Origin of the sequence: Sphingomonas sp. Leaf17, assembly GCF_001421505.1 — a bacterium.
Taxonomy (GTDB): domain Bacteria; phylum Pseudomonadota; class Alphaproteobacteria; order Sphingomonadales; family Sphingomonadaceae; genus Sphingomonas.
Genome location: NZ_LMKL01000008.1, coordinates 356,520 through 370,836, shown reverse-complemented (window position 1 = coordinate 370,836; position 14,317 = coordinate 356,520). Strand labels below are relative to the sequence as shown.

The 14,317-nt window shown below is 67.8% G+C and carries 15 protein-coding genes and 1 tRNA gene; 7 read left to right on the top strand and 9 right to left on the bottom strand.

What is annotated here, in order from left to right:
* The first annotated feature begins 308 nt into the window (after positions 1 to 308).
* Positions 309 to 926, top strand: coding sequence for a T6SS immunity protein Tdi1 domain-containing protein (locus tag ASE75_RS13785; protein ID WP_055934497.1), 618 nt, complete (start codon positions 309 to 311; stop codon positions 924 to 926).
* Between the two features lie 7 nt (positions 927 to 933).
* The gene (locus tag ASE75_RS13780) at positions 934 to 1,155 is read left to right on the top strand and encodes a sigma factor-like helix-turn-helix DNA-binding protein (protein ID WP_055934496.1); all 222 of its coding nucleotides are present in this window, start codon (positions 934 to 936) and stop codon (positions 1,153 to 1,155) included.
* A 108-nt stretch (positions 1,156 to 1,263) separates the two neighbouring features.
* On the opposite strand, the gene ASE75_RS13775 is transcribed toward ASE75_RS13780, so the two are convergent.
* A tRNA-Arg gene (locus tag ASE75_RS13775) sits at positions 1,264 to 1,340 on the bottom strand.
* A 61-nt stretch (positions 1,341 to 1,401) separates the two neighbouring features.
* On the opposite strand from ASE75_RS13775, the gene ASE75_RS13770 reads away from it, so the two are divergent.
* Positions 1,402 to 2,157, top strand: a complete 756-nt coding sequence (locus ASE75_RS13770) for a queuosine precursor transporter (protein WP_082463988.1) — start codon at positions 1,402 to 1,404, stop codon at positions 2,155 to 2,157.
* Between the two features lie 51 nt (positions 2,158 to 2,208).
* Here the strand turns inward: ASE75_RS13770 and purQ are convergent, their stop codons facing one another.
* The 7 genes from purQ to ASE75_RS13735 form a co-directional block, all read right to left on the bottom strand.
* A complete protein-coding gene (gene purQ, locus ASE75_RS13765) occupies positions 2,209 to 2,877 on the bottom strand; it encodes a phosphoribosylformylglycinamidine synthase subunit PurQ (protein ID WP_055934494.1) in 669 nt (222 codons plus the stop codon).
* On the bottom strand, positions 2,874 to 3,119 hold the full coding sequence (gene purS / locus ASE75_RS13760; RefSeq protein WP_055934492.1) for a phosphoribosylformylglycinamidine synthase subunit PurS: 246 nt from the start codon (positions 3,117 to 3,119) through the stop codon (positions 2,874 to 2,876). Before purS ends, purQ begins: the two co-directional genes overlap by 4 nt.
* 15 nt (positions 3,120 to 3,134) lie before the next feature.
* Positions 3,135 to 3,914, bottom strand: coding sequence for a phosphoribosylaminoimidazolesuccinocarboxamide synthase (gene purC / locus ASE75_RS13755; RefSeq protein ID WP_055934490.1), 780 nt, complete (start codon positions 3,912 to 3,914; stop codon positions 3,135 to 3,137).
* 100 nt (positions 3,915 to 4,014) lie between these two features.
* The gene (locus tag ASE75_RS13750; protein WP_055934488.1) at positions 4,015 to 4,842 is read right to left on the bottom strand and encodes a hypothetical protein; all 828 of its coding nucleotides are present in this window, start codon (positions 4,840 to 4,842) and stop codon (positions 4,015 to 4,017) included.
* Between the two features lie 165 nt (positions 4,843 to 5,007).
* On the bottom strand, positions 5,008 to 6,051 hold the full coding sequence (locus tag ASE75_RS13745; protein WP_055934486.1) for a rod shape-determining protein: 1,044 nt from the start codon (positions 6,049 to 6,051) through the stop codon (positions 5,008 to 5,010).
* A gap of 139 nt (positions 6,052 to 6,190) precedes the next feature.
* A complete protein-coding gene (locus ASE75_RS13740) occupies positions 6,191 to 7,579 on the bottom strand; it encodes a sensor histidine kinase (protein ID WP_055934484.1) in 1,389 nt (462 codons plus the stop codon).
* Positions 7,576 to 8,247 (bottom strand): response regulator transcription factor, encoded by a 672-nt coding sequence (locus ASE75_RS13735; RefSeq protein ID WP_200922370.1) that lies wholly within the window; start codon positions 8,245 to 8,247, stop codon positions 7,576 to 7,578. Before ASE75_RS13735 ends, ASE75_RS13740 begins: the two co-directional genes overlap by 4 nt.
* A 98-nt stretch (positions 8,248 to 8,345) precedes the next feature.
* On the opposite strand from ASE75_RS13735, the gene ASE75_RS13730 reads away from it, so the two are divergent.
* From ASE75_RS13730 to ASE75_RS13715, 4 genes are read left to right on the top strand one after another with little or no spacing between them, the layout of a single operon-like run.
* Positions 8,346 to 9,440, top strand: coding sequence for an ABC transporter substrate-binding protein (locus tag ASE75_RS13730; protein WP_055934482.1), 1,095 nt, complete (start codon positions 8,346 to 8,348; stop codon positions 9,438 to 9,440).
* Entirely contained in the window at positions 9,437 to 10,915 is a 1,479-nt protein-coding gene (locus tag ASE75_RS13725; protein ID WP_055934480.1) for an OprO/OprP family phosphate-selective porin, read from the top strand. The genes ASE75_RS13730 and ASE75_RS13725 overlap by 4 nt, the downstream gene beginning before the upstream one ends.
* Before the next feature lie 31 nt (positions 10,916 to 10,946).
* On the top strand, positions 10,947 to 12,248 hold the full coding sequence (locus ASE75_RS13720) for a CitMHS family transporter (RefSeq protein ID WP_055934478.1): 1,302 nt from the start codon (positions 10,947 to 10,949) through the stop codon (positions 12,246 to 12,248).
* 14 nt (positions 12,249 to 12,262) lie between these two features.
* Entirely contained in the window at positions 12,263 to 13,336 is a 1,074-nt protein-coding gene (locus tag ASE75_RS13715; RefSeq protein ID WP_443025349.1) for an AbrB family transcriptional regulator, read from the top strand.
* Here ASE75_RS13715 and ASE75_RS13710 read toward each other — a convergent pair.
* On the bottom strand, positions 13,333 to 14,241 hold the full coding sequence (locus ASE75_RS13710) for a LysR family transcriptional regulator (RefSeq protein ID WP_156340493.1): 909 nt from the start codon (positions 14,239 to 14,241) through the stop codon (positions 13,333 to 13,335). The two genes, ASE75_RS13715 and ASE75_RS13710, sit on opposite strands and share 4 nt — an antisense overlap.
* Between the last annotated feature and the right edge of the window lie 76 nt (positions 14,242 to 14,317).

The window sequence follows — 14,317 nt, the reverse complement described above, 5'->3', positions numbered from 1 at the left end:
CCATCTGCTCGTCGGTCAGCCAGTACAGGTCGCTCATCCTCGGTCTCCTCACGGAGCCCGAATCAGATCGAGCCGCTCAGATCAATGGGTCCTGACCCTAGCAGGTATAGAAGTACTGGAAATCAGATTTCTCCGGGTAACGATATCGATCACGCGATCGACTTGCAGCTTGGTGGTTTGGATACGGTGTCGAATATGTGGCCCTTGAATTCCAGTGTGAACCGGAGCCTGGGGTCTCAGATACAGCAGCGGATCAAGAATCTGCCGTCGGGGACTGTCGTCAATAAGGTTACAATCAAGGATCGATGATGCTCGAAGTCTTTAAGAAAAACTTTGCCAAGGATACGGCGCTTTCAGTTGACAGAGACAGAAATACGCCGCTTTCCTTGGTGTCAGGTTGGACCAACTTGGTCGATCATCTTGGAGGCTGTTCGTTCAATCAAGGTCTCTACCGAGTAATCCGAGCATCGGACGCAGGTGCATGGAGTGCGCGGATCGCCGTGGCCTTTCCCAATTTCGGTGGCCGAATCACATGCTTTGGCTTCGACTGGTTAGGGCGCATGTTCGCAGTTGATCCTGAGCGTACCGAAAACGGTCAGCCTGGCGTCGTGATGTTCGAGCCTGGCACCGGAGAGGCGTTAGAGGTTCCATGCAACATCGCGTCGTTCCACGACGAGGAACTGATCGAGTATAGAGATGCTGTGCTTGCCAGCGACTTTCATCGGCGATGGCTAAATAATGGCGGGGTCGCTCCCGAATATGACCAGTGCATCGGATACAAGAAGCCATTGTTCCTTGGTGGTATTGACGAATTGGAAAGCCTGGAGCTGTCGGATATAGAGGTTTACTGGCATCTGATGGGTCAGCTTATCATCGAAGCTAAGGGGTTGCCGCCAAGAACGCCGATTAGCGTCAGTTTGTCGTAATTTCGATGTGGCCCAGCGGGCGCATAGCTGCCTACCCGATATCGAGCTGACGCAGGCGCTAGTAGGCGTCCGCCTCGACGCGCTGCCCGATCTGCCGCGCACAGTGTTCCTGCTGCGTCACCTGGACGGTCTGGAGGTAGCGGTGATCGGCGCACGGCTCGGGATCGCGGTCGAGGACGTGGTCTGGCGGGACGAGGCGAACGTGCTGCCCGGTTCTGATGCGTGCTGATCGCGTAACGGACGGGCTGGAGGCTTACTTATCGGTCGTCCGCGCTCGGACGTTGTGGGAATGGTCTGCGCGTCTCCGCTGTTGCGCCGATGCAACTGCGTATGGGATTGGCGCGCCCGGGTGGATTCGAACCACCGACCACAAGCTTAGAAGGCTCGTGCTCTATCCAACTGAGCTACGGGCGCGCGCTGGCGCGGTATCTAGCGCGGATTGCGTCGGGGCGGAACCGGCATCATAGCGGTGGGCATGGAAAGCGGATCGAACGAAATCGGGCGGGAAACCGCCGTTGGCGCAAACGACGTGGTCGACCGGCCGTTTCGCTATTTCGACTTCGTGATGGCGGCGTTCGTGGCGATCCTGCTGCTGTCGAACGTGATCGGTGCGGGGAAGGTGGCGGTCATCGACCTGCCGATCGTCGGGCAGTGGCTGTTTGGCGCGGGCATCCTGTTCTTTCCGCTGAGTTATATCATCGGCGACGTCCTGACCGAAGTCTATGGCTATGCCCGTGCGCGCCGGGTGATCTGGGCGGGGTTCGCCGCCACGCTGTTCATGGCGATGATGGCGTGGATCGTCGTCGCGCTGCCCCCGGCCCCGGGCTGGACCAACCAGCCGGCCTATGCGGCGGTATTCGGCCAGGTGCCGCGAATCGTGCTGGCCAGCGTCTGTGCATTCTGGGCGGGCGAATTCGTCAATTCCTACGTCATGGCGCGGATGAAGCTGTGGACGGCGGGGCGGCATCTGTGGATGCGCACGATCGGATCGACGGTGGTCGGGCAGGGGGTCGACAGCCTGATCTTCTATCCGCTCGCCTTCTGGGGTGCCGCCGGATGGACGCCGCATCTGGTGGTCGTGGTGCTGTTTACCCAATGGGTGCTGAAGGTCGGCTGGGAAGTGCTGCTGACGCCGGTCACCTACGCGGTGGTGGGCGGCTTGAAGCGCGCGGAAGGCGTCGACGTGTTCGACCGCGACACGGACTTCTCACCGTTTCGCACGCGGATCTGACCGGTCTCGGCAGGGCATCGTCACGCGGAACGATGCCCGGCTGAAAACGCGTCAGGCAGCCACGGTGTCGAGCAGCCCCTGAAACATCGCGCGGCCGTCGGTGCCGCCATGTGCCGCTTCCATGTAGCGTTCGGGGTGCGGCATCAGGCCGAGGACGTTGCCGCGGGCGTTCAGGACGCCGGCGATGTCACGGGCCGAGCCGTTGACGCTTTCGGCGTAGCGCAGCGCGACGCGGCCTTCGCCTTCCAGCCGGTCGAGGGTGTCGGTGTCGGCGAAATAGTTGCCGTCGTGATGCGCGACGGGGAAGGTGACGCGCTGGCCCGTGGTATAGCCTCGGGTGAACGGGCTGTCGGTCTGCTCGATCGTCAGCGCGACGTCGCGGCAGACGAAGTTCAGGCCGGCGTTGCGCATCAGCGCGCCGGGCAGCAACCCGGCCTCGGTCAGCACCTGAAAGCCGTTGCAGACGCCGAGCACCGCCACGCCACGCTCCGCCGCCGCGATGACCGCGCGCATGACCGGCGAGCGGGCGGCGACCGCGCCGGAGCGCAGATAGTCGCCGTAGGAGAACCCGCCGGGGACCGCGACCATATCGGTCCCGGCCGGCAGTTCGGTGTCGGCGTGCCAGACCATCGCCGGCTTCACGCCGGTCACGGATTCCAGCGCGACGGCGATGTCGCGGTCGCAGTTGGAGCCGGGGAAGACGACGACCGCGGTCTTCATGCGGTGGCTGCCTGGACGTGCTCGATCCGGTAATTCTCGATCACCGTGTTGGCGAGCAGCTTGCGGCACATCGAATCGATGGTCGCGTCGTCGGTGCCGTCGGCAACCTCCAGCTCGATCAGCTTGCCGACGCGGACATCGGCGACGCCGGCAAAGCCGAGGCCGCCCAGCGCCTGGCCGATCGCGCGGCCCTGGGGGTCGAGGACGCCGGGTTTCAGCGTGACGAAGATGCGCAGTTTCATTGGTCCGGGATCCCGTTATTTGCCGCGGCGCTTGCGATGGCTGTCGAGGTCGAGCACTTCGGTGTCGGTCCCCTCGGGCAGCAGCCCGAGGCGACGCGCGACTTCCTGATACGCCTCAACTTCGCCGCCAAGGTCGCGCCGGAAGCGGTCCTTGTCCATCTTCTCGTTGGTTTCCATGTCCCACAGGCGGCAGCCGTCGGGGCTGATTTCGTCGGCGAGGATGATCCGGCCGAAATCGTTGTCGAAGATGCGCCCGAATTCGAGCTTGAAATCGACCAGACGAATACCGCAGCCGGCGAACAGGCCGCACAGGAAATCGTTCACCCGGATCGCAAGGTCGGCGATGTCGTGCATCTCCTCCTGGCTGGCCCAGCCGAACGCGGCGATGTGTTCGTCGGTGACCATCGGGTCGCCGAGCGCGTCGTCCTTGTAATAATATTCGATGATCGTGCGGGGCAGCTTGGTGCCCTCCTCGATCCCCAGCCGCTTTGACAGCGATCCGGCGGCGACGTTGCGGACGACGACCTCGATCGGCACGATCTCGACCTGACGGATCAGCTGCTCGCGCATGTTCAGGCGGCGGATGAAGTGGGTCGGTACGCCGATCATGTCGAGCAGGGTGAAGACATGCTCGCTGATGCGGTTGTTCAGCACGCCCTTGCCGTTGATCGTGCCCTTTTTCTGGGCGTTGAACGCGGTGGCGTCATCCTTGAAATACTGGATGAGGGTGCCGGGTTCGGGACCCTCGTACAGGATCTTGGCCTTGCCCTCGTAGATCTGGCGGCGGCGAGCCATAAGCGGGTCCCCATGGAAATGAGCGGCCCCGACGACGCGGGAAGTGCGCAGCCGGGGCGTTGAGCCTCGCGCCTATATCGAATGGCGCTCGCAGGTGCAATCAGGCGTCGGACCGGTTCCGCAGCCGGCGGACATGCGGCGCGATCCAACGCCACAGCAGCCACAACAGGAAAAGGGCGAGCGCGGGCGGCGCGAACACGCCGATCAGCCCCAGCACGACCGCAAAGGTCGTCTGCGCCGACGCGATGCCGGTGTCGATCGCGCTGGTCAGCGGTGCGCTGGCGTCGAAGCCGCGAATGGCATCGCCCGACGCATAGGTGAAGGTCATCGGCGTCGCGGTCAGGCTGTCGCGCTGTTCGGCGACGGCGGTACCGCTGCTGGCCGCATCGCGGACGAGGGCGGCACGCTGGGCCTGCAACTCGGCGCGTTCGTTTGCTCTCGTCGCGGTGGCGAGCTGGCGGTCGATCCGCTGCGTTTCCGTGTCGGCCTGTGCGCGTTCGCGGGACAGGCGGTCGATTTCGCCGCCGGCGTCGGTGCCCGTGATCTCGGCATCGACCAGCGTGCCCTTGGCATCCCCGACCAGCGCGACGCCGGCCTTGCCGAATCCGCGCGCGATGGCGGGGTCGAGTCTGAACGCCAGCATCGCCTGTACGTCGTTTTCGCCGACCAGGGTGTAGCGCATGCCGGTGATCCGGCAGCGGGCGATGCCAAGTTTTTCACACGCCGCGGCATGACCCTCCTGCGCGCGGGCGACCTGGGCGGGCGGCAGGCGGAAGGCGTAGCGATAGGCGAAGGCGACGCCGGGGGCCGCGGTGACGGCGATGCCGGTGGGGGCCGCCAGGTCTTCGGTGGTGCCGCCGGAGGGATCGGGGGCCTTGCTGCAAGCGGCGAGGGTCAGCAGCATCGCGGTGATGGTCGTGGCGCGCATCGTTGGATCCCTCCGTCGTGGGCATACACGATCGTTTAGATAGGGATTGTGGTCAAGCGCGGTATGGCTGGCCGCTGTACGGCTTGATCCCGGATCCCCGCCGTCGCGGGACAACAGGACAGGAGGCTGTCTTTCCCTCTCCCGCGTGGAAAGGGAAAGATGGCCTCACATCTCGGTCATCACGCCGCGATAGACCGGTTCCTCCATCGCGCGGCCGGCACCGATCGCGACGCAGGTCAGCGCGTTTTCGGCGACGATCACGGGCAGGCCGGTCGCCTCGGCCAGTACCTCGTCGATGCGGGCAAGCAGCGAGCCGCCGCCGGTCATGACGATGCCCTGATCGCAGATATCGGCGGCCAGCTCCGGCTCGGCCTTTTCCAGCGCGCCCAGCACCGTCTCGACGATCTGGCCGACCAGATCGGCGAGCGAGGCGGCGATGTCGGCTTGCGTCACCTCAATCTCGACCGGCACGCCGGCGCGCAGGTCGCGGCCCTTGACGCGCATGACCGCGCCGGTGCCGTCGTCGGGCTGGCAGGCCATGCCGATCGCCAGCTTGATCCGCTCGGCCGTCGCCTCGCCGATCATCAGATTGTGCTTGCGCCGGATCATCGAGGCGATCGCCTCGTCCATCTTGTCGCCGCCGACCCGCGCCGACGTGCTATAGGCGAGGCCGCGCAGCGACAGGATCGCCACTTCGGTCGTGCCGCCGCCGATGTCGACGATCATCGCGCCGACCGGCTCGGTCACGGGCAGGCCGGCGCCGATCGCGGCGGCCATCGGCTCCTCGATCAGGTGAACCTTGCGCGCGCCGGCGCTGGTCGCCGCCTGACGGATGGCGCGGCGTTCGACCGGGGTCGCGCCCGACGGGATGCAGATCGCGATTTCCGGGTTGCGCGGCAGGCGGCTGGGGCCGCCATGCACCTTGTCGATGAAATGCTTTATCATCTGTTCGGCGACGTCGAGATCGGCGATCACGCCGTCGCGCATCGGCCGGATCGTCTCGATCCCGTCGGGGGTCTTGCCCATCATCAGCTTGGCCTCCGCGCCGACCGCGCGGACCCGGCCGATGCCGTCGCGGGTCTCGATCGCGACGACCGATGGTTCGTTCAGGACGATGCCCCGGTCGCGCAGGTAGACGACGGTGTTCACCGTGCCGAGGTCGATGGCCATGTCGCTGGAGGGGCGGCTGAACAGGCGGGGAAGGCGCATCGGTTCTGGATCTCTGTACGGTCGCGCCGGCGCAGACGGATGCGGGGCAGGTGGAAAATCGCTGATGCCCTAGCATGACCGGCGTCAATCCGTCTGCGCCCAGACGCTCCGGCCGGACGACGGGTGCTGCCCGGTCGCGTCAGCCCGCCGGCGCGGCGGCAAAGCGGATGGTGACGCGCAGCCCCGGCATCGCATCGGCCAGCGTCACGGTGGCCCCGACCCGCGCCGCCGCCGACCGGACGATGGCCAGCCCAAGGCCGGTGCCCTCGACCCCGCCCGGTTCCCCCAGCCGGACGAAGCGGACGAAGGCGCGTTCGCGGTCGGCGGCGGGGATGCCGGTTCCGTCGTCGCTGACCTGGAGCAGCAACGCATCGGCGGTGTGCACCAGCGTCACGGTGACGGTGCCGCCGGGCCGGTTGTAGCGGATACCGTTGTCGATCAGGTTGGCGAGAATCTCGTAGATCAGCGTGCGGTGGCCGGGAACGACGAACGCCACATCGTCGTCGGCGTCCAGGTGCAGTTCGATGCCGGCGGCGATCGCCTGGTTGATCCGGCGGGTGATCGCGGCCGCGCTGACCTCGCGCAGGTCGACCGCCTCCAGCGGGGCGGAGGTGCCGGCCTCCTCCGCGCGGGCCAGCGCCAGCAATTGCGTGACCATCCGTTCCAGCCGGGTGACCGCGTCGGCGATCTCGTCCAGCGCCTCGGTCGACCCCCGCCGCGCCAGTGCGACCTGCACCTTCAGGATCGACAGGGGGGTGCGCATCTGGTGCGAGGCGTCGGCGGTGAAACGGCGGACGCCGCCGGTCGCGGTGTCGAGCTGCGCCAGCAGCCGGTCGAACGCGGTGGCGAGCGGGCGCAGCTCGATGGGCAGCGGCCCGGTGTCGAGCGGGGCGAAATCGGCGCGGCTCTGCGCGTCGCGCACCTCGACCGCGCGGCGCAGGCGAGCGAGCGGTCGCAGGCTCCAGCCGAGCGCGGGGCGCAGCAGCAGGATCGCCATGCCGACCAGCACGACTTCCCCGATCAGCAGCGCCATCAGCAGCCGACGGCGCAGCGCGGTCCGGCCGTCGAGCGTTTCGGCGAGCTGGATCGTGACCGGGCCGTCGATGCGCGGCAGCAGGCGCTTGACCTCCGCCAGCCGCACGTCCTGGTCGCGGTAGCGGGCATAGCGGAAGCGCGGCGTGTCGATCGACAGCGTGGCCGGGTCGGGTGCGGGCAGGTCGGCATAGCCGGTCAGCAGCCGGCCGCCGACCGCGATCCGGTAATAGACATTGTCGCGTTCGCTGTTCTCCAGCATCCCGAACGCGGCGGCGGGCAGGTCCAGCGTCACCTCACCGCCTTCCACCTGCACGGTTTCGGCGATCGCTCCCAGCGCACCGCCCAGCACCCGGTCGTTGGTGCGGCGCACGACATCGGCGATCAGCGTCGCGCCGGCCCCGCCCAGCATGACGGCGGCGACCAGCAGCGGCCCGAGCATCGCGGTGAGCAGGCGGGTCCGCAGCGAAATCGCCGCCGTCGTCGGGCGCGTCATCGGCCCCGCGGGTCCAGCAGATAGCCGACGCCGCGCACGGTGCGGATTTCCGGGCCGTCGGGGGCGAGCTTGGCGCGCAAGCGGGTGACGTTCACCTCCAGCGCGTTGGGGCCGACCGGTTCGTCATAGCCGAACACCTCGGCCAGCAGCAGGTCGCGGGCCACGACCTGGCCCGCGCGGGTGGCCAGCGCCTCCAGCACCGACCATTCGCGGCGGCGCAGGTCGATCGCGCGGCCCGATACCTCGGCCTGCGCGGTCGAACGGTTGATCGTCAGCGTGCCGACCGTCACCTGCGGTACGGGATCGCCGCCGCGCCGCCGCCCGAGCGCGCGGACGCGGGCCTCCAGCTCCTCGGGGTCGAAGGGTTTGCGCAGATAGTCGTCGGCCCCCAGGTCCAGTCCGCGCACCCGGTCGTCCAGCGCATCGCGCGCGGTCAGCATCAGCACCGGCACCCGGTCGCCGCGCCGCCGCATCCGTTCCAGCACGGTGAAGCCGTCGATGCCCGGCAGCCCGACGTCGAGGATGACCAGCGCATAGGGTTCGCCCGACACGACGGCCAGCGCATCCTCGCCGGTGGCGACATGATCGACCGCGTGGCCGGCGGCGCGCAGCAACGCGGCGATTCCGCGGGCGAGCGCGGCGTCGTCCTCGATCATCAGGATTCGCATGGGGACCGACGCCGATGAAAGGTTGATGACAGGTTATCGGCGTAGGCCATCCTTGCAGCTTATCCGATCACAGAGGCGGAAAGCGAGAAGGAGCGAGGATGCGAAGGGTTTTGTTGCAGTTGGTCCTGACGATCGCCGTGCCCGCCGGGCTGGTGATGGCGGTTCCGGCTGTGGCACAGCGGCCGACCGGCTATCCGCGCTCCTACGACCAGCTGATCGCGCAGGCGAAAACCGAACGGGTGGTGCGGATCTACGGCAATGCCGACCGCGCCGAACTGTTGCCGGTGGTCGCCGCGTTCCGCCGTGCCTATCCGGGTATCACCGTGCTGTACGCCGATCTGGGGTCGAGCGAACTCTATCGCCGGTTCGCCGCCGAGACGCGGGGTCGCCGGCTGTCGGCGGATATCGTCTGGTCGTCGGCGATGGACCTGCAGGTCAAGCTCATCAACGACGGCTATGCGCAGGGCTATGCCAGCCCCGAAAAACCCGCGCTGCCGGCGACGGTGGTGTGGAAGAACATGGGCTATGGCATCACCGCCGAGCCGGTCGGCTTCGTCTACAACAGGCGGCTGATCCCGGCGGCGGCGATGCCGACCAGCCACGCCGCGCTGGAGGCGTTGCTGCGCACCCGCCGGGCGGCGTTCACCGGCAAGGTCACGACGTTCGATCCGGCGCGCAGCAATGTCGGCTATCTGTATCTGACGCAGGATTTCGCGATCACCCGCGACACGCGCTCGCTGTTGCAGGCGATCGCCGCGACGAAACCGGTGCTGTCGGCGACGACCGAACCGATGCTGAAGGCGGTGGCCGAGGGGCGACAGGCGATCGCGTACAACATCATCGGCTCCTACGCGCTGGAGCGCGCGCGGCGCGACCCCCGGTTGGGGGTGGTTTTCCCGCGCGACTATACGATCGTCACCTCGCGCATCGCCTTCATCGCGCGCGACGCGACGCATCCCGCCGCCGCCAAGCTGTTCCTTGATTTCCTGCTGTCGAAGGCCGGCCAGACGGCGCTGGCCACGCGCAGCCTGTGGCCGGTGCGCGGCGATGTCGGCGCACGGGTGCTGCCCGCCGACCAGGCCCGGCCGATCCGCGTCGGGCCGCAGCTTCTCGTCAATCTCGATCGCCTCAAGCGCCAGCGTTTCCTGCGCGACTGGGCCGCCATCCTCGCTTCCGGAGTGTCCGACCGATGACCCTGCTTCTTCGCACCAGTTGCGCGCTGATCGCGCTGGCCGCCGCCACCCCGGCACTGGCGCAAACCCCCAGCCAGGCGGACCTCGTCGATCTGGTGCGCGCGCAGGCGGCCGAGATCGCCGCGCTGAAGTCGCGGCTCGACCGGCTGGAGGGTGTGCAGGCGGCTGCCACCGCGCCCGTACCTGCCCCGACCCAGCTGGCGCAGCAGGCTGCGCCGGCCGACGCCCCACGCATCGTCACCCGGCCGTTCGCGCCGCAGCTCGTCCCGCCCGGCCCGGCGGATCGTAGCGTGGCGCAGGCGCGCGCGGCGGCGGACAATCCGTCGGGCGTGACGACCGAATGGGGGGCGGGCCTGCCGGTGTTTCATTCGGCGGACGGCGTCTACACCTTCAAGCCGCGCGGGCGGATCCTGACCGATGTCAGCACGACGTTCGGGTCCGATTATGACGGCCGCAACCTGACCACCACCGGTATGCGCGCGCTGCGCCTTGGTCTGGAGGGCGGAGTCGGCACGCATTTCTTCTATCAGTTCGAGTCCGATTTTTCGGAAAACGAGGTCGACGTCGTCACCGCGTTCGTCGGCTGGCGCAACAAGATCGGCACGGCGGATTACGACGTGCGCGTCGGCCACCTGTTCAACGATCGCGGGTTCGAGGGGTCTACCGGCTCCGACTCCACCCCGTTCCTGGAGCGCACGGTGGTGTCGACCGCGATCATCCCGCAGCGCGGATTCTACGGCATCGGCGTGATGCCGCGGCTGTTCTGGAAAAGCGGCCATGCGTCGGTGACGATCACCGGCGACCGGATCGACGGGACGCAAGGTGTCAGCGATGGCCGCACCGTGCTGGCGCGCGCGCACTGGAACCCGGTCAAGACCGCCGACACGGTGGTGCATCTGGGCGCGTGGGGCTTTGACGAATCGCTGTCGGCGGCGGCGGGGACGCTGACCCGCAACACGGTGATCGGCGGCCGCTTCAACGGCGCGCTGCGCGTGTCGAGCGGCACGCTGACGGGTGGCACCGGCACGACCGGCTACGGGCTGGAGGCGGGCGGCTATCGCGGGTCGCTGTGGGTGATGGGCGAGGCGGGCAAGCGCAGCGCGCGGCTCGACGCTGGACGCGCGGACTTCAAGAGCCGTGCGTGGAGCCTGTCCGCAGGCTTCTTCCTGACCGGCGAACTGCCGCCGTACAATCCGCGCCTCGGCAGCTTCGGCCAGCCCAAGGTGCTGAAGCCCACGTTCGACGGCGGTCCCGGCGCGATCGAGCTGACCGCGCGCTACGAGGATCTGGATTATGCCGATCTGGCGACCGGCGGCACCGGCAACGCCGCGACGATCGGCGTGAACTGGTATCTCAACAGCTTCACCCGGTTCCAGCTGAACGGCATCCAGTGGCACACCGACAACCGCGCCGGTCCCTATACCGGCGGCGACAGCGGCCAGACGGTCAGCGCCCGGGTCGGCGTCACCTTCTGATGCTCCCTTATTTTCCAGTTAGGACGAAGCGATGAACCTTGCCCTGCTCGGGTTCCTGATGGTGGCGGTCTTCATGACGCTCATCATGACCAAGAAGATGACGCCGCTGGTCGCGCTCATCATCATCCCGTCGATCTTCGGCGTGATCGCCGGCGACGCCGCCGGCCTCGGCACGATGATGATCGACGGGATCAAGAACCTCGCGCCGACCGGCGTCATGCTGCTGTTCGCGATCCTGTTCTTTTCAACGATGACCGATACCGGCTTGTTCGACCCGCTGGTCGGGCGGCTGATCCGGCTGGTCCACGGCGATCCGTTGCGGATTTTGCTCGGCACGGTGGTGCTGTGTGCGCTTGTCAGCCTGGATGGCGACGGGTCGACGACCTACATCATCACGATCGCCGCGCTGCTGCCGCTGTACAAACGGTTCGAGATGAACCGGCTGTACCTGGTCTGCCTGTTGATGACGACCAGCGGCATCATGAACCTGACGCCGTGGGGCGGGCCGACCGCGCGCGCCGCCAGCGCGCTGAAGCTGGACCCGGCGGTCATGTTCCTGCCGCTGATCCCCGGCATGATCGCCGGCCTCGCCTTCCTGATCGGCCTTGCCTACTGGTTCGGCATCAAGGAGCGCCGCCGGCTTGGCCATGTCGTCAGCAAGGAACCCGTCGCGTTCACCGGCATGGCCGTGTCGCAGTTCCCCGAGGCGCGCCGCCCGCACCTGATCTGGTTCAACGGCACGCTTGTCGTGGCGCTGCTGGTGCTGCTGGTCTGGGGCCTGCTGCCGCTGTCGGTGCTGATGATGATCGCGTTCGCGATTGCGATGATCGTCAACTATCCCGGCGTCGCGGCGCAGAAGGAGCGGATCGCCGCGCATGCCGGCAACGTCCTGTCGGTCGTGTCGCTGATCTTCGCCGCCGGGATCTTCACCGGCATCCTGTCGGGCACCGGCATGGTCGAGGCGATGAGCAAGGAAGTCGTCGGCGTCATTCCGCCCGCCCTCGGGCCGTACATGGCACCGATCACCGCGCTGCTGAGCATGCCGTTCACCTTCTTCATCTCGAACGACGCGTTCTATTTCGGAATGCTGCCGATCCTGGCCGAGGCCGGCGCGCATTATGGGGTCGAGCCGATGGCGATCGCCCGCGCCTCGCTGATGGGCCAGCCGGTCCATCTGCTCAGCCCGCTGGTGCCGTCGACCTATCTGCTGGTCAGTCTGGCCGGTATCGACCTGGCCGATCACCAGCGGTTCACCCTGCTGCCTGCGATCGCGACCGGCGTGGTGATGACGATCGTCGGGATGATCGCGCTGGCCTTTCCGTTCGTTGCCTGAACCGAAAGTCTGAGGTGGGTCTGATCGCCCGGATACGCGACGGCGGCGGCGTGCAGGTGACCCTGCGCTTCGCCGCCGCCCTGGCGCTTGGGGCGATCGGCGGCGCGCTGTTCGCCGGCATCGGCGCGCCGCTGCCCTGGGTGTTGGGGGCGATGATCGCCTGTGCGATCGGCAGTGTCGCCGGCCTGCCGGTCCGTGCGTCGCCCGCGACCCGGCGGCCGATGGCGGCGATCCTCGGCGTGGTGCTGGGCAGTAGCTTCCGGCCCGACCTGATCGCGCAGGCGCGCGACTGGATCGTGCCGCTGGCGCTGCTGCCCGTCTTCCTCGCGACCGCCGCGCTGCTGTGCGTCACCTATTTCCGGCGGGTCGCCAAGTTCGACCCCGCCACCGCCTATTTCGCCGGGATGCCCGGCGGCATCGCCGAAATGGTGCTGATGGGGTCGGAGCGCGGCGCGGACGAACGCATGATCGGCCTGATTCACGGCGCGCGGATCTTCCTGGTGGTGCTGGTCCTGCCGTTTCTGATCCGGCTGGTCCATCCGCCGATCGCCACGGCTTCGGTGCCGCTCGCGGGTGGCACGGCCGACTGGACGTTGCTGCTGTGGGGCGGCGGATGTATCGCGGTCGGGCTGGTGCTTGGCCGGGTGCTGCGGCTGCCGGCGTGGCATCTGATCGGGCCGCTGGCGGTCAGCGCAGGCGTGCACATGACCGGCCTGACCGATTTCCGTATCCCCGGCTGGGCGGTCGCGGCGGCGCAGGTCGGGCTGGGCGCGACGATCGGCTGCCGGTTCGCCGGGCTGGACCTGCGGACGCTGGCGCGGACCCTGATGCTGGCGGCGGGGTCGACCGCGATCCTGCTGGCGCTGACGATCGTGTGGGCGCTGGCGATCGGCCATGTCACGGGGATCGACCCGGCGCTGCTGACGCTGGCCTATTCGCCCGGCGGAGTCGCGGAAATGAGCATGGTCGCGCTGTCGCTGGCGCTGGAGCCGGGGTTCGTGGTGGTGCATCACCTGACGCGCGTCGTGCTGGTCCTGCTCGGCGCACCGCTGGCTTTTGCCCGGACCGGAAAAGCCGGCCGACCCTAGCCGTCGTCGCGCATTTCGGGGCGGGCGGTGGTCACGAAGTTGCGCATGACCGTCGACATCGCGCCGCGCCGGTGGGCCAGCGCCAGCGGCACCTTGGCGGATGGGCCCAGGATCGTGCGGTAGCAGATGCCGTCCAGACCCAGATGCCGCATCGAGGCGGGGACGATCGACACGCCGAATTCGGCCGCGACCAGCGCCAGGATCGACCCGATCTGTGGCGCGGGCTGGCCCAGCACCGGCTCGAACCCCGCCCCGCGACACGCCTCGACCGCGGCGTTGAACAGCGTGCGGCCGGCGTCCGGCGTGGTCAGCACCAGCGGTTCGCCGCGCAGCGCGTCGAGCGGGAGCGGTCCGTCGGGCGCGGAGGCCAGCGGGTGATGCACGGGCAGGACCATCACCATGTCCTCGGCGACCACGGTGTCGAGGACGACATCCGCGCCATCGACCGAACGGGGGCGCAGAAAGGCGATGTCGAGCGCGCCCTGTTCCAGCGACAGGCCAAGGTCGATGCTGTTCTGTTCGACCAGCGTCAGCGCGACCTCCGGCCATTGCCGGCGGAACAGGCGGATCGCGTTCGGTACCGCGCGGTGGAACTTGGCCGATCCGGTATAGCCGATCCGCAGCGATCCGGTTTCACCGCGCGCCGCCCGCCGCGCATTGTGGACCGCGTTTTCGACTTGGGCCGGGATCGGCTGGACCGCGGCGAGGAACGCGCGGCCCGCCTCGGTGAGTTCGGCCCCTTGCGGGATGCGGTGGAACAGCCGCGCGCCGATTTCCTGTTCCAGCGCCTTGATCTGCTGGCTGAGCGGCGGCTGGGCGATCCCCAGCATTTGCGCGGCGCGGGTGAAGTGCCGTTCCTGCGCGACCGCCAGGAAATATCGGATGTGGCGCAGCTCGATCGTCATATCGAATCCGTATGGAGAAGCCGTGGAGCATATATTGGATCGCTGGTCGCGCCCATCCTAAATGATGGCGACCGCC

Excerpts from the sequence above, each read along its gene's own strand:
- ASE75_RS13785 (WP_055934497.1), top strand. The coding sequence starts at position 309 with ATGCTCGAAGTCTTTAAGAAAAACTTTGCCAAGGATACGGCGCTTTCA.
- ASE75_RS13770 (WP_082463988.1), top strand. The coding sequence starts at position 1,402 with ATGGAAAGCGGATCGAACGAAATCGGGCGGGAAACCGCCGTTGGCGCA.
- purQ (WP_055934494.1), bottom strand. The coding sequence starts at position 2,877 with ATGAAGACCGCGGTCGTCGTCTTCCCCGGCTCCAACTGCGACCGCGAC.
- purS (WP_055934492.1), bottom strand. The coding sequence starts at position 3,119 with ATGAAACTGCGCATCTTCGTCACGCTGAAACCCGGCGTCCTCGACCCC.
- purC (WP_055934490.1), bottom strand. The coding sequence starts at position 3,914 with ATGGCTCGCCGCCGCCAGATCTACGAGGGCAAGGCCAAGATCCTGTAC.
- ASE75_RS13750 (WP_055934488.1), bottom strand. The coding sequence starts at position 4,842 with ATGCGCGCCACGACCATCACCGCGATGCTGCTGACCCTCGCCGCTTGC.
- ASE75_RS13745 (WP_055934486.1), bottom strand. The coding sequence starts at position 6,051 with ATGCGCCTTCCCCGCCTGTTCAGCCGCCCCTCCAGCGACATGGCCATC.
- ASE75_RS13740 (WP_055934484.1), bottom strand. The coding sequence starts at position 7,579 with ATGACGCGCCCGACGACGGCGGCGATTTCGCTGCGGACCCGCCTGCTC.
- ASE75_RS13735 (WP_200922370.1), bottom strand. The coding sequence starts at position 8,247 with ATGCGAATCCTGATGATCGAGGACGACGCCGCGCTCGCCCGCGGAATC.
- ASE75_RS13730 (WP_055934482.1), top strand. The coding sequence starts at position 8,346 with ATGCGAAGGGTTTTGTTGCAGTTGGTCCTGACGATCGCCGTGCCCGCC.
- ASE75_RS13725 (WP_055934480.1), top strand. The coding sequence starts at position 9,437 with ATGACCCTGCTTCTTCGCACCAGTTGCGCGCTGATCGCGCTGGCCGCC.
- ASE75_RS13720 (WP_055934478.1), top strand. The coding sequence starts at position 10,947 with ATGAACCTTGCCCTGCTCGGGTTCCTGATGGTGGCGGTCTTCATGACG.
- ASE75_RS13710 (WP_156340493.1), bottom strand. The coding sequence starts at position 14,241 with ATGACGATCGAGCTGCGCCACATCCGATATTTCCTGGCGGTCGCGCAG.